Origin of the sequence: uncultured Metabacillus sp. (assembly GCF_947503125.1) — a bacterium.
In the GTDB taxonomy this organism is placed as follows: domain Bacteria; phylum Bacillota; class Bacilli; order Bacillales; family Bacillaceae; genus Metabacillus.
This window is the reverse complement of sequence record NZ_CANNCR010000064.1, coordinates 1-19,920: the sequence shown is the minus strand read 5'-3', so window position 1 is coordinate 19,920 and position 19,920 is coordinate 1. Positions and strand designations below refer to the sequence as shown.

Annotated in this window: 24 protein-coding genes and 1 pseudogene; 4 read left to right on the top strand and 21 right to left on the bottom strand. The window is 37.0% G+C overall.

Annotation, left to right across the window (positions count from 1 at the left end):
• The 9 genes and pseudogenes from istA to Q1B07_RS22920 form a co-directional block, all read right to left on the bottom strand.
• The coding region (istA, locus tag Q1B07_RS22960) for an IS21 family transposase (protein WP_299833820.1) at nucleotides 1-917 on the bottom strand (917 nt) is incomplete at its 3' end.
• Nucleotides 918-1,304: 387 nt separating this feature from the next.
• On the bottom strand, nucleotides 1,305-1,688 hold the full coding sequence (locus tag Q1B07_RS22955) for a retropepsin-like aspartic protease (RefSeq protein WP_100346436.1): 384 nt from the start codon (nucleotides 1,686-1,688) through the stop codon (nucleotides 1,305-1,307).
• Nucleotides 1,689-1,714: 26 nt separating this feature from the next.
• Complete coding sequence (locus Q1B07_RS22950; protein WP_100346437.1) at nucleotides 1,715-1,945, bottom strand: hypothetical protein; 231 nt, start codon at nucleotides 1,943-1,945, stop codon at nucleotides 1,715-1,717.
• Nucleotides 1,946-2,129: 184 nt separating this feature from the next.
• Entirely contained in the window at nucleotides 2,130-2,615 is a 486-nt protein-coding gene (locus tag Q1B07_RS22945; protein WP_100346438.1) for an SEC-C metal-binding domain-containing protein, read from the bottom strand.
• Between the two features lie 74 nt (nucleotides 2,616-2,689).
• Nucleotides 2,690-3,532 (bottom strand): DUF6398 domain-containing protein, encoded by an 843-nt coding sequence (locus tag Q1B07_RS22940; RefSeq protein WP_299094360.1) that lies wholly within the window; start codon nucleotides 3,530-3,532, stop codon nucleotides 2,690-2,692.
• Between the two features lie 50 nt (nucleotides 3,533-3,582).
• Nucleotides 3,583-3,678 (bottom strand): annotated as a pseudogene (locus tag Q1B07_RS22935) (zinc-ribbon domain containing protein); the annotation flags it as partial.
• A gap of 15 nt (nucleotides 3,679-3,693) precedes the next feature.
• Entirely contained in the window at nucleotides 3,694-4,341 is a 648-nt protein-coding gene (locus Q1B07_RS22930; RefSeq protein ID WP_299094365.1) for an RQC-minor-1 family DNA-binding protein, read from the bottom strand.
• A complete protein-coding gene (locus Q1B07_RS22925; protein WP_299094359.1) occupies nucleotides 4,341-4,697 on the bottom strand; it encodes a hypothetical protein in 357 nt (118 codons plus the stop codon). Before Q1B07_RS22925 ends, Q1B07_RS22930 begins: the two co-directional genes overlap by 1 nt.
• Before the next feature lie 62 nt (nucleotides 4,698-4,759).
• Nucleotides 4,760-5,542 carry an SEC-C metal-binding domain-containing protein gene (locus Q1B07_RS22920; protein ID WP_299094358.1) on the bottom strand — a complete coding sequence of 261 codons (783 nt, stop codon included), beginning with the start codon at nucleotides 5,540-5,542 and terminating at the stop codon, nucleotides 4,760-4,762.
• Between the two features lie 260 nt (nucleotides 5,543-5,802).
• On the opposite strand from Q1B07_RS22920, the gene Q1B07_RS22915 reads away from it, so the two are divergent.
• Nucleotides 5,803-6,918, top strand: coding sequence for an IS4 family transposase (locus Q1B07_RS22915; protein WP_299094357.1), 1,116 nt, complete (start codon nucleotides 5,803-5,805; stop codon nucleotides 6,916-6,918).
• Nucleotides 6,919-7,048: 130 nt separating this feature from the next.
• Here Q1B07_RS22915 and Q1B07_RS22910 read toward each other — a convergent pair whose 3' ends face one another.
• The 3 genes from Q1B07_RS22910 to groES form a co-directional block, all read right to left on the bottom strand.
• Complete coding sequence (locus Q1B07_RS22910) at nucleotides 7,049-7,306, bottom strand: Rho termination factor N-terminal domain-containing protein (protein ID WP_025909992.1); 258 nt, start codon at nucleotides 7,304-7,306, stop codon at nucleotides 7,049-7,051.
• Nucleotides 7,307-7,779: 473 nt separating this feature from the next.
• Nucleotides 7,780-9,414, bottom strand: a complete 1,635-nt coding sequence (gene groL / locus Q1B07_RS22905; protein ID WP_299094355.1) for a chaperonin GroEL — start codon at nucleotides 9,412-9,414, stop codon at nucleotides 7,780-7,782.
• A gap of 58 nt (nucleotides 9,415-9,472) precedes the next feature.
• On the bottom strand, nucleotides 9,473-9,757 hold the full coding sequence (gene groES / locus Q1B07_RS22900) for a co-chaperone GroES (RefSeq protein ID WP_095302236.1): 285 nt from the start codon (nucleotides 9,755-9,757) through the stop codon (nucleotides 9,473-9,475).
• 420 nt (nucleotides 9,758-10,177) lie between these two features.
• Here groES and Q1B07_RS22895 point away from each other — a divergent pair, with 420 nt between their 5' ends.
• Together Q1B07_RS22895 and Q1B07_RS22890 are read left to right on the top strand one after the other, a co-directional pair.
• Nucleotides 10,178-10,912 carry a type II CAAX endopeptidase family protein gene (locus tag Q1B07_RS22895; RefSeq protein WP_299094354.1) on the top strand — a complete coding sequence of 245 codons (735 nt, stop codon included), beginning with the start codon at nucleotides 10,178-10,180 and terminating at the stop codon, nucleotides 10,910-10,912.
• Nucleotides 10,909-11,112 (top strand): YdiK family protein, encoded by a 204-nt coding sequence (locus tag Q1B07_RS22890; protein WP_299094353.1) that lies wholly within the window; start codon nucleotides 10,909-10,911, stop codon nucleotides 11,110-11,112. The genes Q1B07_RS22895 and Q1B07_RS22890 overlap by 4 nt, the downstream gene beginning before the upstream one ends.
• Before the next feature lie 6 nt (nucleotides 11,113-11,118).
• On the opposite strand, the gene tatC is transcribed toward Q1B07_RS22890, so the two are convergent.
• From tatC to moaC, 4 genes are all read right to left on the bottom strand, one after another.
• Nucleotides 11,119-11,877, bottom strand: a complete 759-nt coding sequence (tatC, locus tag Q1B07_RS22885) for a twin-arginine translocase subunit TatC (RefSeq protein ID WP_299094352.1) — start codon at nucleotides 11,875-11,877, stop codon at nucleotides 11,119-11,121.
• A gap of 17 nt (nucleotides 11,878-11,894) precedes the next feature.
• Entirely contained in the window at nucleotides 11,895-12,107 is a 213-nt protein-coding gene (gene tatA, locus Q1B07_RS22880) for a twin-arginine translocase TatA/TatE family subunit (RefSeq protein WP_299094351.1), read from the bottom strand.
• Between the two features lie 23 nt (nucleotides 12,108-12,130).
• Nucleotides 12,131-12,775, bottom strand: a complete 645-nt coding sequence (locus Q1B07_RS22875) for a redox-sensing transcriptional repressor Rex (protein WP_299094350.1) — start codon at nucleotides 12,773-12,775, stop codon at nucleotides 12,131-12,133.
• Nucleotides 12,776-12,984: 209 nt separating this feature from the next.
• On the bottom strand, nucleotides 12,985-13,473 hold the full coding sequence (moaC, locus tag Q1B07_RS22870) for a cyclic pyranopterin monophosphate synthase MoaC (RefSeq protein WP_299094349.1): 489 nt from the start codon (nucleotides 13,471-13,473) through the stop codon (nucleotides 12,985-12,987).
• Between the two features lie 231 nt (nucleotides 13,474-13,704).
• Here moaC and Q1B07_RS22865 point away from each other — a divergent pair, with 231 nt between their 5' ends.
• Entirely contained in the window at nucleotides 13,705-15,642 is a 1,938-nt protein-coding gene (locus tag Q1B07_RS22865; RefSeq protein ID WP_299094348.1) for an ABC-F family ATP-binding cassette domain-containing protein, read from the top strand.
• Between the two features lie 327 nt (nucleotides 15,643-15,969).
• Here Q1B07_RS22865 and tsaD read toward each other — a convergent pair whose 3' ends face one another.
• The 5 genes from tsaD to thiL are packed head-to-tail and all read right to left on the bottom strand — an operon-like array spanning nucleotide 15,970 to nucleotide 19,596.
• Complete coding sequence (gene tsaD, locus Q1B07_RS22860; RefSeq protein WP_299094346.1) at nucleotides 15,970-16,992, bottom strand: tRNA (adenosine(37)-N6)-threonylcarbamoyltransferase complex transferase subunit TsaD; 1,023 nt, start codon at nucleotides 16,990-16,992, stop codon at nucleotides 15,970-15,972.
• The gene (gene rimI / locus Q1B07_RS22855; protein WP_299094344.1) at nucleotides 16,989-17,441 is read right to left on the bottom strand and encodes a ribosomal protein S18-alanine N-acetyltransferase; all 453 of its coding nucleotides are present in this window, start codon (nucleotides 17,439-17,441) and stop codon (nucleotides 16,989-16,991) included. The genes tsaD and rimI overlap by 4 nt, the downstream gene beginning before the upstream one ends.
• Before the next feature lie 13 nt (nucleotides 17,442-17,454).
• Nucleotides 17,455-18,144, bottom strand: a complete 690-nt coding sequence (gene tsaB, locus Q1B07_RS22850) for a tRNA (adenosine(37)-N6)-threonylcarbamoyltransferase complex dimerization subunit type 1 TsaB (protein WP_299094342.1) — start codon at nucleotides 18,142-18,144, stop codon at nucleotides 17,455-17,457.
• A complete protein-coding gene (tsaE, locus tag Q1B07_RS22845) occupies nucleotides 18,125-18,598 on the bottom strand; it encodes a tRNA (adenosine(37)-N6)-threonylcarbamoyltransferase complex ATPase subunit type 1 TsaE (RefSeq protein WP_299094340.1) in 474 nt (157 codons plus the stop codon). Before tsaE ends, tsaB begins: the two co-directional genes overlap by 20 nt.
• A gap of 11 nt (nucleotides 18,599-18,609) precedes the next feature.
• Nucleotides 18,610-19,596 carry a thiamine-phosphate kinase gene (thiL, locus tag Q1B07_RS22840; RefSeq protein ID WP_299094338.1) on the bottom strand — a complete coding sequence of 329 codons (987 nt, stop codon included), beginning with the start codon at nucleotides 19,594-19,596 and terminating at the stop codon, nucleotides 18,610-18,612.
• Nucleotides 19,597-19,920: the final 324 nt, after the last annotated feature.

Below are 19,920 nucleotides of genomic sequence, written 5' to 3'. Positions count from 1 at the left end.
ATTGGTAATGCCTTTAGCTGTTTTTCGTCCTCTATCCAGAGCTGCTCAATTGCAATCCCTTTTTCATAATGTGGACGATTTCGATCCTCCCGCATCTTTACCTGCATCCAGCTTGCCAGTTGAGAAAAGTCCTCCATTTCCGGGGCAGTGACAAAAAAGTTGTTCCTTGTGTAACCCACTTTCTTTTCCACATTCCCTTTTTCATGCCCACTTGCAGGATTACAGGCCTGGACTTCAAAACCATAATGAGATTGAAAGCGAAGGAAGGAATCTGTGTAGGTTCTCTTTTCTCCTTTACCAATCGCTAAAACCGCTGCTGTTAGGTTGTCAATCCGCAAATGCGTTGGGACCCCTCTAGCCTGTTTGAATAATTGTTTCAAACCTTCAAGAAAGCACTCTGAGTTTTCGGCAGGAAGAGGATAAGCAAATCCTGCATTGCTGTAAGGGAAACTCAAAATCAATATTTTGATGTCTTTATAAGCTCCATCCTTAACAACAGTCATATTTCCAAAGTCCACTTGTGCTTCACCTGGAGGGTGTTCTAAACGCTCATATCTTGTACTTCTTTCTTCTTTGATCTTTGGCCTTCTATGTTGAACATAATCACAAACAGTCCTATAAGAACCTTTGAAACTATATTCATCCCTAAGTTGCTCGAACATCTTCTTATTTGTTCTTCTTTCTTTCTTTTTGAGTTTCATATCCTCCTCAAGCCAGCAATCTACAATTTCCCCAAACCCATCCTCATACATCATTCCACCTTTGTTAAAAGGAAGTGTCTCAAGGGGTACTTCACCATCTGCATATTTTTTTACTGTCCTCCAATTCTTACCGGTCTTTCTAACGATTTCGTTAATTGACAAATCTTCGTTTTCTCTTAAATGTTTGATATAATTAACTTCTGGCATTGCTAGCATCCTTTCAATTCCTCCACCTGTTAAGATCTCGACAATCAAAACAGTAGAGGTTATTTTAGGAGCTGGCAAGCCTTTTTTTTATGCAGTCAGGCTCTGCACATTTTTGCTGCAGAACTCTGTACTTTTATTTTGCAATAAACAAAACTTAGTGCCTAAAGGGCTGGGGGGGCGATTATTACATCATGCCGCCCGTAAGTTTAGAGTGTGTAATATCGTTAACGAGAGGTGCTAAAAGCGCGGTAAATCAACGTATTGGACATTGTTGGCTGTACCATCTTTAACGGGGATTTACCGTTTTTATGGGATTGCGTTAGCAAAATGTTAGCATTTTGATTAAATACTCAGAAGGTGATCGCGTATTAATATGAAGGTGGTGTTTACCTTAACCTAGTTTTTGCGCACTTCCATATTTTCGAAGTTGATGATTAATTTATGTGCAAGAAAAAAATCACTCCCGATGATTCCGTCAAATCCATGCATTTCTCTAACATCGCCGAGCTGTATAGTGAAATTATTCAGTCGAAACTCATCAATATTCATACCACTTACTTTTTGTTCAATGCAGATTTCCGTACCGCCAATTCCGTACATCTTTCGTGTAATTGCATTTTCTAAATCGAGCATCAGACCAATTTTTTCACATAAGTCTGTATCTAAAATGGTTGAAGAACAGCCGGTATCAAGGAGTACGTTGCTAAATGTCTTTTTCTGTCCAGCATATTCAATTTCAACAGAGACTAGAGGTAAGCGGTCATCCAGTTGAAATTTCATACTCTTCTTCGTACTCCTATATATGGCTACTCAATTACCTTTATTTCTTCGTTATTCGTGTGAAAGATATATAATTCACGATTTTGATTTTCCCCGTGTAGCTTTTTATACACTTTCCATGCTGCATTGCCATTCTCAAAGTCATCAATTACCGACATTTCTTCGATGATTCTTTCTTTTCCTTTTGCTTCAGACTTTAATGCTTCTACTAAGACACACCTTTCTGGAAAATGCTGACGTACTTCAGACCATTTCATTAACATCCCTCTTCCGATTCATTATTTTATAAATTTCTTTATTAGAACAATCATACAAGTTTGCACTACAATAGAATTTCTTTTGTATCATTTAATTTTTTAATACTAATGGGTTCGGATATTTCAAAAGCCAACACTGCTGGACTAAGGAGGAATATTAATTTAAATTTAGTATAACAAATAACTATACACCACAGCACTTTTTGTATTTTTTCCCACTCCCACAAGGACAAGGATCATTTCTTTTAGGCTTTTCCACTGGCAATTCAATTTTATTGCTATTTATTTCCGGACTTCCTTGTAAAACTGCCTTTCCCGCTTCCTTCATCTCCTTATATCGCTTTTTTAATAGCTCCATTGCTTCTGCACTATCTTTTAATGAACCCTTAACAATCTCATCCACTTGTCTCTTAGAAATACCATAGATATCAAGAATCTCATACCTTTTCCTTTTCAAAGATAATCTTATAGCAAACTCAGAATCATTATTTTCGCTTTCTGTAAAGATAAGAATAACATCATCACATTTGCAACTTGGATTCATACAATACTGATCATATATAATATATTTTATATCATTTACTTCAGTTCCTAAGACAAGCCCTTTTTTCTCTTCAAACACATCAAAATAACTAAAGGTATTACCACTTAAAATATCAGATTTTCCCATAGTTTCCACTTTTTTATCATTCCTATTTTCAGTCTATTAAAAAATGCATTCAAAGAACGATCCACTATTGAACATTATCTGTATGACCAGAACCATTCTTGATATAAATCTATCCATTTAAAATTCTTATGTCCTTCATCCAATTTGATGCTAGCTAATGGCAGTATTACTTTTTTTCTACCCAACCTGCCTTCAACAAGAATTCCATAATTTTCGTCTACTTTCATCTCTTGGTCTAAATGAATACAGCTGACTTCAAATTCTGCGATTTCTAAAGGGCCAACTTCCTCTTCATATAACGCAGTAAAAGGAAATATCATATGTTGTAATAGATATTCATAAAAACTCATTAAAGTTGTCTCTTTTACATTGAGTAATTTGTCCATATAACTTGCTTTATATTTATTATCTCTCTCTAAACCGCTTATTCCTAATATTTGGGCAGCTTGAATTTCCCATTCTTCGATTTCAATCTGCTGATCATTCAAAATATCTTGAGGAACGATTAATCCATTTACTATTGAAAGGTTATTAAAAGGACTACCTTGAACAACTGACTCTATCGAGAAATTACTATCAAAATAGGTCATATTAAACATATCTCTAATTTTCTTCGACTTTTGCGAAGTCGTACTTTGCTTGGTGCCAAAATACTCAAAAATTTCTGTAGCAGACACATATGGTTGACTAGATTTATCAAATAAAAAATTAATCGTTCCCAAAGCATGGATTACTGCCGCAGCCCATATTTCAATACGGCCTGACAGGAATGGAATGTCTCTTTTTCTAGCCATTTTGTTTATTAATTTTTCAATTACTCCCTCATATTCTTCATTTAAAAATTGCTTACTAAACTCAATTGTTAATTTCAGTAATTCTGCCTTCTTTTCCTCTATCTTTTCTTTTGGTTTAGTCATACTCCACAACCTCTAATCTATTAGTCTGCTCTTAAAGTAGATTTTCTTAATTAATAGGAGAATTCGTTATCCTTTTCGTTATGACACTTTTTACATCTTTTCGGGTATGAAAGACCTTTTTTCTTATAAAATTGCTGCTCTCCCGTTGTAAAGGTAAATCGTTATCCACATACCCAGCATTTTAAAAGTAGGTCATGCGGTTCAATACCCTCTAATGCTTCTTTGATAGATTCTGTTTTTTCCTTTACAACTGAATGATCAAACGGCTCTTTTCTATTTAATACATTTATAGTTGTTCGAATCTCATCTCTTACCTTTTTATAATCAACTTTCTCCCATAATTCTAGATAAGGGATAAGTCCTTGATCTCCGAATTCTTTAATCTTCTCAAGCAGCAATAGAATCATTTTCCTATTCCGATCCTTTAGATAGCTCATATCGGGATTTTGCTTTCCCTGCTTGACCCATTCCTTCCATTCATTTAAAAGTTCATCCGCACATTGATCGGACTCTATGTACCACCCCCGCTCTGTAAAAACAATCATTGGTAGTCTTCCATAATACTCAATATCTAGAAAATCATAATTGATCATCCAGTCAATTTTTTGCATAATTTCACCAAGATTTTCTGATTTATAATAACCATAGACAGGACACTTATCCAACTCCAGCTGTAATACTTTCTTCGCCCGTGAGCCCTTTAAGATTTTGGCAAGAAGTGTTCTTCCACCTTTAGCAATAATTTCATCAGCTGCTCTCAATATGACTTTTATTTCTTCATCAGATAATCGATCAAACTTAGATTTCATCAAAATGGTAAGTCCTCCTCATCAACCCAGTGATCAGAAACAATCAGTTTTTGTTGTTTTTTGGGCTTTCTTTTTAATTCTTCACTGGGGGCAGGCTTAAATGTAATGACCCTATTGAACTTCTCCTCATATAGTTCACGAATCCATACTTTTACAGGTGCTTTCCATAGCTGATTAGGCGTGGGGATATTTTTAATTAAGCTCTTAGCTGTCATCCCCAACTCCTTAGCCATTTGTAGATCAGTCTCATTCAATTTGCATCGTTTTTTGGCCTCTGCCCAAGCTTGTGAATTCCTTTTTGCCACCAACACCAAATCCTTCTTTTTAGACAATAAATTGTGAAAGATATTCTGCAATATAACTCATTATCCTTTTGTCCACCCACTAAACTTTTAACATTTTTTATCTGTTCAGATTTTCAACTCCCACAACATTTCTTAAATTTCTTCCCGCTCCCACATGGGCAAAGATCGTTTCTCCCCACCTTTTGACGGGTTTGGAGACTAATGACCTCTCCTTTTTTATTGGGCAAAGGCGGTAATGCCTTCTTTTCCTGCGCAAATAGCTCTTCCGATGTATATCCCTTTAAATACCATTCCCTCGTATTATTCATAAGAAGAACAACGGCATCCATCAGTCTTTGCACTGCTTCTAAGCTTTCGAATGTCAGTTGAGTCTGTAAATATTGAAGAAGCTGACTAGGTTGATTGCCTAATTTCGCATGCATAATACAGTCCTCAACAAACTCCTTCGCCTCTTGTTTTGACATCCGATACTCTTTCGTAAATAGAGATAAAAGTTGAGAATAACCTTTTGGACACTCCACATAGTCCGCTTCACCTGCTTCAAGGAGCTGTTTCTTCGAGAATGGATAGTAATCAATATTCTTTCTAGATGCCTGCTCCTCTAAAATAACTAAAGGGTCTAGCACTTCCCAGTAAGAATAGCCATACCTGTTAATGTATATTTCTTGATAGTATTCCATCGCATGAAATATAACCTGATTGAAGGCAAGGTAATCTGGGTGAATAGGCGTGTATTTCTCAACTAAATGCACTAACTCGTCATGCGGCACCGTTCCAAAATAATAGAGTAATCCGCGGGTAATCTTTATCCATTCCGTATTCCGCTTAACATCTGTAAGTATCGTTTCGTCTTGAATAATTTTCACTAGAGAAGGCAATAATTCCAAAGGGATCATGAGATTGGATTACCATTTTGAAAACTAGTAAACATAAAACCAGTTTTATGAGATACTCCATCTCCTCGATTTCTAGATTGTTTGCGCTCATAACTCCATTATTGGCAATGATATTTTTTCACTAGTGTTGCATTAATTTATTTTCACTATTAAAAATACTCAAAATGTTTAATTTTATTATTTTGTGCAAAGAAAAAGTCCTTTATAATTGATAAAGTCAGGTGGTAACCCGTCCAAATCCACTAAAAAAGGACCAACTTATGGACAAGATTACACGAAAAACTTCATTTGGACAATGGTTTTCACCAATAAATCTTCAACTTTTTGAAAAAACCGTGAAAACGTTGAAATTACATTACTATACGAAAAAACTAAAAACAGACTCATTTCTAAAATTACTCCTTTTTGTACAGCTACAAGAAGTCGAAAGTTTGCATGAGCTAAGCGATTGTCTTTTCGACGACCAACTACAAAAAGGCATTGATCTTGATTCAATCAGTATTTCTCAGCTCTCACGCCGATTAAACGGTATAAATCCAGATTTATTTCAAAGGCTTTTCCTTGATTTAGTCGCACAAATTCATGCAAAAACACATTATACAAAGCTTATTATGCCGTTAAAAATCATTGATTCAAGCACATTGCCACTTAATTTGACCAATCATAAATGGGCAAAGTTCCGCAAAACAAAAGCGGGTGTCAAGTTGCATTTGAGACTTGTGTTTATGGAAAAAGGGAGTTCCTATCCTGAAAAGGCTGTTTTAACAACGGCAAAAGAACATGATCGTGGTCAGCTTGAAATCATGGTTGATGATAAAGAATGCATGTATGTGTTTGACCGTGGCTACCTAGATTACGAGCGCTTTGACCGAATGACAGATGATGGTTACTTTTTTCTTTCAAGGCTACGGAAAAACGCAGTCATACGGGAAGTTTATAATTTTAAACTACCCGAGAATTCAGCTGTTTTGTCAGATCAAATGGTGTTGATTGGTACGACTCAAAACCGTGCTGAAAATTACTTTCGTCTTCTAAAAGTGATGCATTCAAAAGGAAATGAACTGCATTTAATTACCAATCGTTTTGATTTGAGTGCCGAAGAAATTTCAGAGATGTATAAATCACGGTGGGCAATTGAGTTGTTCTTTAAATGGATCAAACAGCATCTCAGCATCAAAAAGTTCTACGGTCAAAGTGAATGGGCGATTCAAAACCAAGTGTTTATCGCACTGATTGTTTTTTGCCTACAGGTTCTCGTACAACTTGAAACAAGAAGTAAGCGAAAAACCTTACAAATTAGCCGTTATTTAAGGGCTGCATTGTGGAAACCAGCCCATATCTGGCTTCGAAAGATTGAAGGGAAAGCCATCCCTTAATAAGCAAATTGTTGTTGTCGCACAAGTCTAATTGTAAAAAAAATACAAATTGATGGAGCCACCTTTGAATAGGTATTTACCTTTTTGGCTCTAAACAAGGAGGATGATTAGACTGAAAATTGGACATTATTTATGCAACACTAGTGATATTTTTTATTAAAAATAATCGTCGCTCATCGAACTGACTGATAATATTTCTGAAAAGAACAGGGATTGCCTCTGCCAAAGATTGAATTAACTCCGCCTTTTTCATCGAGCTTATATTTTTAATTTGCAGCTTTTTCCGGATGTCTTGAAGATCTGCGACTTTTAATGCGGATAGCGCTTCCTTTAATGAAGCTATTCCTATTATTTTATTCTTTTGATTCTTGTTTTTATTTACCTCCATACTTTGCCCCTTTCACATTGCGTCCACCTCTGACAATATCAAAAGCCACGGCAACTCCTTACTAGCCATCTTTTTCATCGCATATTTATTTTTTCATTTTATCACACATGTGCTTAATATGAACACTTGAAACGGGGTCGACTAATCTAAAAGGAACTTTCTTATTCCTCCAACTAAACTTTCATATATAAAAAAAGCGCAAGGCGCCTGCCTATCGGCGACAAGCATAAGGCGAACAGGAATAGAAGGTGTACTTTACCTTCAATTCCTGTTTGACTTATGACCTCGAGCCGATGGCGCCTGGAGCTAGATTCAGAAACGCAAGCTATGTTAAGAAAATATATAAATTCTGATATTATAAAAAAGAAGCTTCCCATAAGTTGGCTCAACTTATGAGAAGCCTCTATAATTTGTTAACATTCCACTCTCATCTTACATAAAGCCCTTATATATCAAGGGTTTGAGGGGCGTTATTACATCATGCCGCCCATTCCACCCATTCCGCCCATATCAGGCATTCCGCCGCCAGCGCCGCCTTCTTCTGGCTTGTCAGCGATAACAGCTTCAGTTGTTAAGAACATAGCTGCTACAGATGCTGCGTTTTGAAGTGCAGAACGAGTAACTTTAGTTGGGTCAACGATACCTGAATCGAACATGTTTACCCACTCGCCGTTAGCAGCGTTGAAGCCGATGCCAACTTCTTCTTTCTTCAAGCGTTCAACGATAACAGAGCCTTCAAGACCTGCGTTGTGTGCGATTTGACGTACTGGCTCTTCAAGTGCACGTAGGATGATGTTAACACCTGTTTGAGTGTCGCCTTCTTCTTGGATTTCAGCAACTTTGTTATATACGTTCACAAGTGCTGTACCACCACCAGAAACGATACCTTCTTCTACTGCAGCACGAGTAGAGTTAAGAGCGTCTTCGATGCGTAGTTTACGTTCTTTTAATTCTGTTTCAGTTGCAGCACCAACTTTGATTACTGCTACACCGCCAGCTAATTTAGCTAAGCGCTCTTGTAATTTTTCTCTGTCAAATTCAGAAGTTGTTTCTTCGATTTGAGCACGGATTTGACCAACACGGCTAGAGATTTGGCTTGCATCTCCTGCACCTTCAACGATTGTTGTGTTTTCTTTTGTAACAACAATTTTAGAAGCGCGACCTAATTGTTCAATTGAAGCTGATTTAAGGTCTAGACCTAAATCTTCAGTGATTACTTCACCACCAGTTAGGATTGCGATGTCTTCTAGCATTGCTTTACGACGATCACCAAATCCTGGAGCCTTAACAGCTACTGCATTGAATGTTCCGCGTAGTTTGTTTACTACAAGTGTAGCTAATGCTTCACCTTCAACATCTTCAGCAATTAATAATAGTGGCTTACCTTGTTGAACAACTTGCTCTAATACAGGTAAGATTTCTTGGATATTTGTGATTTTCTTATCAGTGATTAATACATATGGATTTTCAAGAACTGCTTCCATTTTGTCAGAATCAGTTACCATGTATGGTGATGCATAACCACGGTCAAATTGCATACCTTCTACAACTTCTAATTCAGTTGAGAAGCCTTTAGATTCTTCGATTGTGATGACACCGTCGTTACCAACACGTTCCATAGCTTCTGCAATTAATTTACCTACTTCTTCGTCAGCTGCAGAGATTGCTGCTACTTGAGCAATTGACTCTTTACCTTCAATAGGTTTAGAAATTGCTTTAAGCTCTTCGATTGCAACAGCAACTGCTTTTTCAATCCCTTTACGAACGACCATTGGGTTAGCACCAGCAGTTACGTTCTTTAATCCTTCACGGATCATTGCTTGAGCTAAAACTGTTGCAGTTGTAGTACCGTCACCAGCAACATCATTTGTTTTGCTTGCTACTTCAGCAACTAGCTTAGCACCCATGTTTTCAAATGCATCTTCTAATTCGATTTCTTTTGCAATTGTTACACCATCATTTGTAATTAATGGAGAACCGAATTTCTTTTCTAATACAACATTACGTCCTTTTGGTCCTAATGTTACTTTTACAGCATCTGCTAACGCGTCTACCCCACGTAACATCGAACGACGAGCTTCTTCGCTAAATTTAATATCTTTTGCCATTTTAACTAGACCTCCTCAAATTTTTTAAAATGTATTCTATGATATGTTTGCTGCTTTCTCAACCGATAACAGCTAAAATGTCGCTTTCACGTAAAATTAAGTATTCAGTACCTTCATATTTCACTTCAGTACCAGCATATTTTGAGAAGATAATACGATCGCCTTCCGCTACTTCAAGAGCTACTTTTTCTCCGTTATCTAACACACGGCCTGTACCAACAGCAACTACTTTTCCTTCTTGTGGCTTTTCTTTTGCACTATCTGGAAGAACGATACCACTAGCAGTTTTTTCTTCTGATTCAACTAACTCGATAATAACGCGATCACCTAATGGCTTTAACAAGTGAAACAACCTCCTCAAATTTCTTGGAATTATGATAATTTTTCCTTTTTATTAGCACTCAGCATTCGTGAGTGCTAACACAATTTATATATTATATAAGATTTCTTTTAATTTCAAGTATGAAGTTAAAATTTTTTTTTAAAAAACTCACCTATTAAATTTGACCATAAAACGAAATGTTCATACATCTTTTCGTTCATTCAGCATAGTTATCATACATATGATCGCAAGAAGGTATGTTACAATATAATGGGACTTAATAACGTTTAAACCGCTATGACTTTATGTCAAAGTCGGATCTTACCGGTTAAATATCCTTACTACTCTTCTTAGCTTTTCCTATTCTTATAGTGGTGGTTTACTGCCCATTAAGATCAGGATAAGTTTGATCTATTTTAAGACATAATAAAGGAGGCTTCTATGAAAAAGCATTATTGGTTTATTTTATTAACATATATGCTCATGCAGCTTTCAGGTGCTATTGGGATCGGCATCTTACAACTCTTACATATAGGTGATACACAAATTGAACGGTTTGCTTATTGGACCATTTTCAGCTTTACGGCTGCATTTATCATTATTCTGCTTTTATTAAGAAAAGAACGAAAAGATGAGAACTTGCTTCGCGGGGAACCATCCTCTGTAGCAGCTTCAGTAGGCTGGGCGATCGGAGGCTTCTTTTTAGCGATCATTGCACAAAGTATTGCAGCAAATATCGAAATAAATCTATTTGATGTTGATCCTGGGTCGGAAAACACACAAATGATTGTTCGTGTCATTGAGTCAGCACCTTTTGTCATCCTTATTACATCCATTATAGGCCCAATTTTAGAGGAAATCATTTTTAGGAAGATTATCTTTGGCGTGTTATATAAACAGACAAATTTTATTATTGCAGCTTTGATTAGCTCCATTATTTTCTCCCTCTTACATGGCGAACCGGAGCACTTGCTTTTATATGCGTCAATGGGCTTTACCTTTGCTTTCTTATATGTAAAAACAAAACGGATCATTGTCCCTATTTTTGCCCATGTTGCCATGAATACGATGGTTGTCATTGTTCAAACTGTATTCCGTGAGGATATAGAGAACATGATGAAGCAAATGGAGGAACTTCAGAACGTTCAAGCTATTATTGGAGGCTTTTTAACATGAGAACAAACCCGATTTCTATGGGGATCTTTTATTTAACCATGGGACTGCTGTTTACGTATTTAGCAATAAGTAGCGCAGAAAACGGAATTTTTTCCTTCCCTACGATCCTATTAATGCTAATCGCAACCTTTGATATTGGTGTTGCGATTAGAATGTTTATCTTTACTAGTAAAATGAAAAAAATGAGCAAAAAAAAATGAGACGAATTATTCAGTCTCATTTTTTGCGTTCTCCTCTTCAAACCTGACCATTTGCACTTTTCTATACGTAATTCGGGAAATCCAAATACTGATTTCATACAAAATAAACAGCGGTATGGAAACCATTAAATGAGACATAAGCTCCGGCGGTGTGATAAGTGCGGCAATGACAAGCAGAACAAAGTAAGCATATTTTCGAAATTTCGATAAAAACATCGGCGTGACAATTCCCAATCTTGTTAAAAACATAATAACAACAGGCAATTGAAACAAAAGTCCAAACGGAATCGTTAGCTGTAATAAAAAGGTGAAATACTCATGAATTCCGATCACCTGATTAATTTCTAAATCCTGCGAGATTCCTTCCATAAAATCGACGACAAACGGAAACAAAACAAAATAGGAAAAAGAAATTCCCGCTAAAAATAATCCAAGTGACATCGGAATATAGCTTAATGTGACACGTCTCTCCTTCTCATATAATCCCGGGCTAATAAACGACCAAAGCTGATACAAGATAACCGGTGACGTAAGCACAAACGCTATAATAAACGCAAATTTCATATAGACCATCAAAGGGTCTGTTAAATTAAAAGAATTCAAAGTTAAATTCTTTGCTTCATCTGTATGCTGTAAGTAAACAATAATCGGTCTTGAAAGAAAAAATCCCCCAACAATCGCTATGAAAAAGAAAACGACAACAATAACAAGCCGTTTTCTAAGCTCTGTAATATGTTCAATGACCGACATTTCATTTTGTTTCATATCGGTTTCATCCCATCTTACTTAACTTCGTCCGTTTTTTCTTTCTTCTTTACATCATCTTCCTCATCATCTGCCAAGCCCTTTGTTGCATTTTTAAATTCACGTAATGAACTGCCGACCGCTTTACCGAGATCAGGTAATTTTTTCGGTCCAAAAATAAGTAATGCAAAAAATGCAATTAGCAATAGGCTTCCAATTCCAATGGAGTTAACGAATCCAACTGTTAGCATCGATCTCTACCTCCTTGTTATGATTATTTATCTTCATTTGGATAATGTTTTAAAAAATAAACAAGCGACTGAAGCTCAACTGCTAAATCAATATGATGAATGCGAATGGTATCCGGAACATTTAATCTAGCAGGGGTAAAATTTAAGATTCCTTTAATCCCTTTGACAATCAGCCTATCTGTAATGGACTGGGCAACGGTTGCTGGTACGGTTAAAATCGCAACAGTGACATCCTCAGGCAAATTTTCTTCAAGACTGTCTAAATGATAAACAGGAACACCGCCAATTTCCGTCCCAATTTTCTCATCATCCACATCAAATGCAAGAGAAATAACGGTATTATTATTTTTTGTAAAATTGTAATGTAAAAAGGCTGTGCCTAAGTTTCCAACACCTATGAGACAAACCTTTGTCATTTCATCTTGGTCCAATGTTTTTCTAAAAAAGGATAACAAATAATTTACATTATAACCATACCCTTTTTTTCCTAATGCCCCGAAATAGGAAAAATCCCTTCGAATCGTGGCAGAATCAACCTTTACAGCATCACTCAGCTCAGCAGATGAAACACGCTGCTTGCCTGATGAGTGTAAATTCTTTAAAAAACGATAGTATAAAGGCAAACGCTTAGCAGTTGCCTGCGGAATTTTAGATTGTTCGATATTCACTCTTTATCCCTCACATTCATAAAAAACCCCTATGACGCACAAATGCGTCACCATCAAAAAAATGAAGGAAAAATGCCGTTTACCTATAAACGCGATCTTATTAGGGGTGAAACCAGCAAGCTCAAAACATGATGATTGAAACTAGCCTTATACTATAAATTTTCTTTTAACAGAAACTGTACATAACCAATTATTTTATTGACCTATGATCAAATCTCTTTTCTGAAAAAATCTCCGGTTTTGCCGCCTGTTTTTTCTACTAAATAGGTTGGACCGATAACCATGCCTTTATCCACAGCTTTACACATATCGTAAACAGTAAGTGCTGTAATGCTGGCAGAGGTTAACGCTTCCATCTCAACACCTGTGCTCCCTTTTGTTTTAACGGTGGATGTAATCATCAATTCATAGGTATGTTCATTAACATTCCATTGAAATGCAATGTCTACACCTTTTATTGGAATCGGGTGGCACATAGGGATTATAGATGACGTTTGCTTAGCAGCCATAATACCTGCTACTTGTGCAACGGAAAGAACATCACCTTTTCCGATTTCATGATTCGTAATCTTTTGATAAATTTCTTCAGTCAATTTTATGCTCGTCTTAGCTTGTGCAGTTCTGACTGTTGTTTCCTTTGCAGAGATATCAACCATTCTGGCTCTGCCTTGTTCATTAAAATGGGTAAATTCTGACATATACTTTATCCCCTTATATCTAGACTATACACTATTTTTACTAATCTGTCTGTTTTGTATTTGTGACAATTAGCACCAATGCCTCTGTCATTTTAACATGAGTTGCCTTCTATAAACATAATCCGGGAAGGATTTTTTCTTCAGATCGGCGAGTTTTATCCAATATGACATCTTTGTTGCCCAGAAGCCCTTATTTAAGCTACACTTAAAGCATTAGCAGAGGTGAAAACAATGATATTGTTACAAATAAATCAACTTAGTAAATATTTTGGCGCAGATCCTATTTTATCGAATATTAAACTTGAGGTACAAACGAGAGATAAGATTGCAATTGTCGGCCGTAATGGTGCTGGAAAATCAACTCTTTTAAAAATAATCGCTGGAAAATTGTCTCATGATACAGGAGATATCATCAAACCGAAGGATGTCACAATCGGTTACCTTGCTCAAGATACCGGATTAGAATCTCAATTATCCATATGGGATGAAATGAATCTTGTCTTTAAAGAGCTTCAAGATATGGAAAAAGAAATGAGAACAGTTGAGCAAAGGATGGCTACTGTTGATCCTCAGACAGATTCGCAAAGGTTTGAACAGCTATTAAAAGAATATGACAGCTTACAGGTAAAATTTAAAGAGAATGGTGGTTATCAATATGAAGCAGATATTCGCGCCGTTCTGCACGGTCTCGGATTTAGCGGGTTTGATCCTGCCACCAAAATATCTTCATTGAGCGGAGGTCAAAAAACCCGGTTAGCACTAGGGAAATTATTATTAACCAGCCCTGATCTTTTAATTTTGGACGAACCAACAAACCATTTGGACATCGAAACCTTAACATGGCTTGAACAATATTTACAAAACTATCCAGGCGCCATTTTAATCGTTTCCCATGATCGGTATTTTTTAGACAAAATTGTATCACAGGTTTATGAGATCAGTCGTCATACAAGTACGAAATATATTGGTAATTATAGCAATTATTTAAAGCAAATGGCCGAAAACTATGAAAAAGACCTTAAAACCTATGAAAGGCAACAAGAGGAAGTTGCAAAGCTAAAAGACTTTATTCAACGAAACATTGCACGGGCTTCGACAACAAAGCTTGCACAAAGCAGACGGAAAAAATTGGTCAAAATGAACTTGATGGATCGCCCACTTGGGAACGAAAAGTCTGCCAACTTTCAATTTGATATCGACAGGCAAAGTGGAAATGATGTTTTAAAAGCATCGAATATTTCTGTGTCCTATGATTCGGTTCATCCAGTTATCTCAGACATTTCCTTCTCGATTTCTCGTGGTGACAGCATTGCTTTAGTCGGACCTAACGGAATTGGCAAATCTACTCTTTTAAAGTCCATTGTCGAGAAATTAAATCCGGTAACTGGGTCATTTACGCTTGGCTCCCATGTACAAATTGGTTATTATGACCAGCAGCAGGCTGATTTAACCTCAAACAAGCGTGTTTTGGACGAGCTTTGGGATGATTATCCACAGAAGACAGAGAAGGAAATCCGCACCGTTCTAGGAAACTTCCTCTTTTCAGGTGATGATGTCTTAAAGCCGGTTTCAACTCTAAGCGGTGGGGAAAAAGCTCGACTCGCACTTTCCAAGCTTATGCTGCAAAATGCAAATTTCCTCATCCTTGATGAACCGACAAACCATCTTGATCTAGATAGCAAAGAAATTCTTGAAAATGCTTTAATTGATTATCCAGGTACCATTCTCTTTGTTTCACATGATCGCTATTTTATTAACAGAATCGCTACCAAAATATTTGAACTTTCAAGTGATCATTTAAAGGAATATTTAGGGGATTATGACTATTTCCTAACTAAGAAAGAGGAGCAGCTAGAGCTGGAGCGCTTGGAACAAACGCAAAACGATAAACCTGCCGTGCAAAGTGGCGCTAAACCTCATAATGAGGGGAAATTAACCTATCAACAAGAGAAAGAGCTAAAAAAGCAGGAAAGACAGAAGCAGCGAAGAATTGAAGAGATTGAGGAAGAAATCAGTATATTAGAAGAACAGATTGAAAATAATGAAGCACTACTTTGTGACCCAGAGATTTATCAAGATCATGAAGAAGTACAAAAAATTAATTCGGAAAATGAACTCCTCCAAGCGAAATTAGAAAATTTAATGAATGAGTGGGAAAATTTACATTAAAACAGCAAGATTAGTCTTGCTGTTTTTAATTTATTCTACAAATTTACTTCCACCATTCGACAATCCACAGTGTTCTTTAAAGTTTTTTTGTTTTTTATCCACATAATAATTCCTTTATTTCCAACATATCAACAGACTTATGCACATTATCCACATTTTTAAACTTATTTACCCTAGTTATCCACACCCTACAAAGGCTTGATTTGACAGGATTTTTTACTATTTTACACAATTCTACAATTATCGTGTATATCCTGTGGATAATCATGTTTATAAAATTATCAAAATAATATATATAATAAAAATAAAAGCTCTCGTATTGAGAGCTTAATAAGAGGTTAATTCAAGTCCGGGATTAGCATTTAATGCAAAGTCGCTTCTTTTTCCTTTTTCATATAAAATGCTGCCTGCAGCGGCGATCATTGCGGCATTATCTGTGCATAAGGATAAAGGCGGGATGATTAATTGCAGCCCTTCTCTTGTGGAAAACTCCTTTTCTAAGGCAGTTCGCAGTCCTTTATTTGCAGCAACACCTCCAGCTAGGAGCAGCTGCTTCACTTTATACCTATCCACAGCTTGGGATGTTTTGGTTACTAATACATCAATGACACTTGCTTGAAAACTTGCAGCGATATCTTTAGCCTCTAACTGAATTCCCTTCTGCTTCGCATTATGAAGCGTATTAATCACTGCTGACTTGAGACCGCTGAAGCTAAAGTCAAACGAACCTTCCTCCAACCATGCTCTTGGTAAATCAATAGTTGGCTCTCCCTCATGTGCTAAACGATCAATATGGGGGCCTCCAGGGTATGGAAGTCCTAATGTTCTGGCTACCTTGTCATACGCTTCACCAGCAGCGTCATCTAATGTTTCACCGATCACTTCAAAACTGCCATGCTCTTTCATATACACCAGCTCGGTATGACCTCCAGATACAACTAAAGCAAGCAACGGAAATTCAAGCTCAGCAATGAGGCGGTTCGCATAAATGTGACCTGCAATATGATGAACACCGATCAATGGGAGGTCATGAGCAAACGCCAACGCTTTTGCAGCATTGACTCCAGTTAATAATGCCCCAACAAGCCCAGGTCCTTCGGTTACCGCAATAGCAGAAAGATCCTCAAAGCCAAGCTTTGCTTGATTCATAGCCTCCTCAAAAACAATCGTTAATTGCTCAACATGATGCCTTGAGGCAATTTCTGGAACGACTCCACCAAAACGCTTATGGCTTTCGATTTGGGAAGCAACGACGTTCGCTACAATTTCACGGCCGTTTTTAACAATGGCAGCTGCTGTTTCATCACAGCTCGTTTCGATCCCTAAAATATACTGATCTGTTTGATTCATTCTAAATTCACCCACATTACTAAAGCATCTTCTTGATTATCTGTATAATACCTTTTTCTTATACCACCTGATTCAAAACCGACCTTTTTATATAAGGCTTGTGCGATATGATTCGATACCCGTACCTCTAGTGACAAACGTTTTGCATTCATTTCTTTGCTAAGCTGAATCGCAAATTTTATGAGGGCTTCACCAATTTTTTTGCCGCGATAATCAGGGTGAACGGCTATATTGGTAATTTGTGCATCATCCATAATCACCCATAAGCCGCAGTATCCAACTACTTGGCCTTCATATTCCACAACTAAATATTTCGCAAATAAATTTTGCTCGAGCTCATAATATAAAGATTCCTTAGACCACGGTGCGGAAAATGAATTCAGCTCGATTTGATAAACCTGTTCAATATCTTCTATTTGCATCCTTCTAATCGCAAACCTATTATCCACATTGTCCACCATCTTACTTTTGCTGTTCTAACCATTTTGCCTCAGCTTCAGCTAATCGAATATAATTTGGAACAAGGGAATGAACATCTGTTGCTTCCTTCCTTAAGCCAATAAACCCCAGCTCGCTTGGTCTGGGGTTGTTGATTAACACTTGTCCCAATTGGCCACGTTCACCAAGCATATCTACAATGGTCTCTTTATGAAAAGCTACGTCATTTCCTAAAAATAATACTTGTTCATTTTTACTTTTCAGCATGTTTAACCAATCAACCAATAATAGATTTTGGTCACTTTCTATTGTTGCTAACCCCTGTTGAGTATATTGATACAATCCGGTGTAAACCTGTCCTCTTCTTGCATCAAATAAAGGAGAAATGAACCCATTAAAAAATCTCCCATTTGCAGCTAACACCTCAAGACTGGAAACCCCTGCTATTGGAATTTTGAGAGACCATGCCATCGTTTTACCAATAGATACACCGATACGAACACCAGTATATGATCCTGGACCAGTAGCAACAACCAGTTTATCTAGCTCTTTTGGACGTACATCACAGTCACTTAATAAACGTTCAATTGCAGGCATGGCACGAACAGAATGATTCTTTTTTAAGTTCGTAATATACTCTCCGATTACTTTATCTTCTTCAATTAATGCTATTCCAAGCACGTTATTCGTCGTATCAATGGCTAATGCTTTCATCACGTAACTCCTTACATAGATTAACATAATGAGAACCGAACGGTGTCATGATGATTTTTCTTGTTGTATCATTTATATAATTGATTTTGATATCGAGCCGCTCATTAGGCAGTTGGTCTTCAATTAAATGTGCCCATTCTACCACCGTAACGCCTTCACCATGAAAATACTCGTCAAAGCCTAAATCCTCATCAGCATCCTCTAAACGGTACACATCCATATGATATAAAGGCAATCTTCCATCCGAATACTCTTTAATAATCGTAAACGTAGGACTGTTTACATTTCGCTTTATTCCTAATCCTGCTGCTAATGCCTTTGTAAATGTCGTTTTCCCTGCCCCTAAATCACCCTCAAGTGTGATGACATCCCGTTTATTCAACTTTTTCGATAGCCTTTTTGCAAGGATTGACGTCTCATCTGCACTATAAGTCATAAATTCGAATTCTTCCACGTTCACTCACCTTACTTATTTTTGAAGTGGTTATATCCCGACTTCTCAAGTTTCATTATATAATCATTTTCCTTTTTTAATAAAACGTCAGAATGTTTTGCTGAAACCACGCCAATTTTCGTCATTTTGATCCCTTCCAGATTACAGGCTCTTTTTAACTCATCCCATGACTCTTGTGAGGTTGTACCAACTAACTCGAAATCCTCGCCGCCGAATAAAACCCAGTTATTGATGTCAGTGGTTTTTTTCACAAAAAGCAATTCTTCACTAATAGGTAAATCAACTTCATTTATCATGATCCCGACTTGGCTTGCCTCGGCGATTTCATGAAGCTCACTCGCTAATCCATCACTTATATCATTTAAAGATGCTCTATGTAATGTTGAAATGAGTCTGCCAGCACGAATTTGCGGAGTTGGTCTTTTATGTCGATGAATTAAGTATTTTTCAAACATCTCATTTTCCAATGTTAGTTGGTTTAACAAAACGGCCAAACCTGCTGCAGAGTCACCAATCGTACCTGTAACAAAAACAATGTCCCCATCTCTTGCCTGTTTCCGAAGAGTCTGGACATGAGATTCTGCTTCCCCAATGACGGTGACGGTGATCACCAGCTTGTCATGAGTGGAAACCGTATCACCACCGAGCAAATCCATTTGATAGGCTTCAGCAAGCTCTTCCATTCCCTTAAAAATGCCTAATAGCTCCTCTTCCCGCCAACTTGAGGGTATAGAAATCGAAACGAGGTAATAGCGAGGAATAGCGCCCATTGCAGCAAGGTCACTAAGATTAACAGCTAAAGCTTTATAACCAATTTCAGTTGGTGTGGATAAAGACTTTAAGAAGTGAACCCCTTCTACCATGGTGTCAACACATACAACTTGATTCATATTGACAGATGGTTCATAAACAGCCGCATCATCACCAATTCCCACTTTTACATGTTTTTGAAAGAGTTGTTTTGGCTTCAATTTATTTATAAAATCAAATTCATCCATTTCTGTCTCCAGTTCAATTGTTTATAGCGTAGATTATGAAAAAACCTTAGGAATCGTCTCCTAAGGAAGCATCATATTTTCATTTAGCGAATAGTAGTAGTTTATCCAAGTTTTACACATTCTATCGTATCATAATTAGCTTTATATTGGCATTATAAATTTTTGACGAGTAATTGCTTGTCGTTTTAATAGAAAGTAAAAAAGACATAAAAAAAACGAAACATCAACGTTTCGTTAAAAATCAAAATATGGCGGTCCGGACGGGACTCGAACCCGCGACCTCCTGCGTGACAGGCAGGCATTCTAACCAACTGAACTACCGGA

What these genes read in the sequence shown, in the direction of transcription:
- Q1B07_RS22955 (WP_100346436.1), bottom strand. Translation starts at nt 1,688, where the DNA reads ATGAAATTTCAACTGGATGACCGCTTACCTCTAGTCTCTGTTGAAATT.
- Q1B07_RS22950 (WP_100346437.1), bottom strand. Translation starts at nt 1,945, where the DNA reads ATGAAATGGTCTGAAGTACGTCAGCATTTTCCAGAAAGGTGTGTCTTA.
- Q1B07_RS22945 (WP_100346438.1), bottom strand. Translation starts at nt 2,615, where the DNA reads ATGGGAAAATCTGATATTTTAAGTGGTAATACCTTTAGTTATTTTGAT.
- Q1B07_RS22940 (WP_299094360.1), bottom strand. Translation starts at nt 3,532, where the DNA reads ATGACTAAACCAAAAGAAAAGATAGAGGAAAAGAAGGCAGAATTACTG.
- Q1B07_RS22930 (WP_299094365.1), bottom strand. Translation starts at nt 4,341, where the DNA reads ATGAAATCTAAGTTTGATCGATTATCTGATGAAGAAATAAAAGTCATA.
- Q1B07_RS22920 (WP_299094358.1), bottom strand. Translation starts at nt 5,542, where the DNA reads ATGATCCCTTTGGAATTATTGCCTTCTCTAGTGAAAATTATTCAAGAC.
- Q1B07_RS22915 (WP_299094357.1), top strand. Translation starts at nt 5,803, where the DNA reads ATGGACAAGATTACACGAAAAACTTCATTTGGACAATGGTTTTCACCA.
- Q1B07_RS22910 (WP_025909992.1), bottom strand. Translation starts at nt 7,306, where the DNA reads ATGGAGGTAAATAAAAACAAGAATCAAAAGAATAAAATAATAGGAATA.
- groL (WP_299094355.1), bottom strand. Translation starts at nt 9,414, where the DNA reads ATGGCAAAAGATATTAAATTTAGCGAAGAAGCTCGTCGTTCGATGTTA.
- Q1B07_RS22895 (WP_299094354.1), top strand. Translation starts at nt 10,178, where the DNA reads ATGAAAAAGCATTATTGGTTTATTTTATTAACATATATGCTCATGCAG.
- Q1B07_RS22890 (WP_299094353.1), top strand. Translation starts at nt 10,909, where the DNA reads ATGAGAACAAACCCGATTTCTATGGGGATCTTTTATTTAACCATGGGA.
- tatC (WP_299094352.1), bottom strand. Translation starts at nt 11,877, where the DNA reads ATGAAACAAAATGAAATGTCGGTCATTGAACATATTACAGAGCTTAGA.
- tatA (WP_299094351.1), bottom strand. Translation starts at nt 12,107, where the DNA reads ATGCTAACAGTTGGATTCGTTAACTCCATTGGAATTGGAAGCCTATTG.
- moaC (WP_299094349.1), bottom strand. Translation starts at nt 13,473, where the DNA reads ATGTCAGAATTTACCCATTTTAATGAACAAGGCAGAGCCAGAATGGTT.
- Q1B07_RS22865 (WP_299094348.1), top strand. Translation starts at nt 13,705, where the DNA reads ATGATATTGTTACAAATAAATCAACTTAGTAAATATTTTGGCGCAGAT.
- tsaD (WP_299094346.1), bottom strand. Translation starts at nt 16,992, where the DNA reads ATGAATCAAACAGATCAGTATATTTTAGGGATCGAAACGAGCTGTGAT.
- tsaB (WP_299094342.1), bottom strand. Translation starts at nt 18,144, where the DNA reads ATGAAAGCATTAGCCATTGATACGACGAATAACGTGCTTGGAATAGCA.
- thiL (WP_299094338.1), bottom strand. Translation starts at nt 19,596, where the DNA reads ATGGATGAATTTGATTTTATAAATAAATTGAAGCCAAAACAACTCTTT.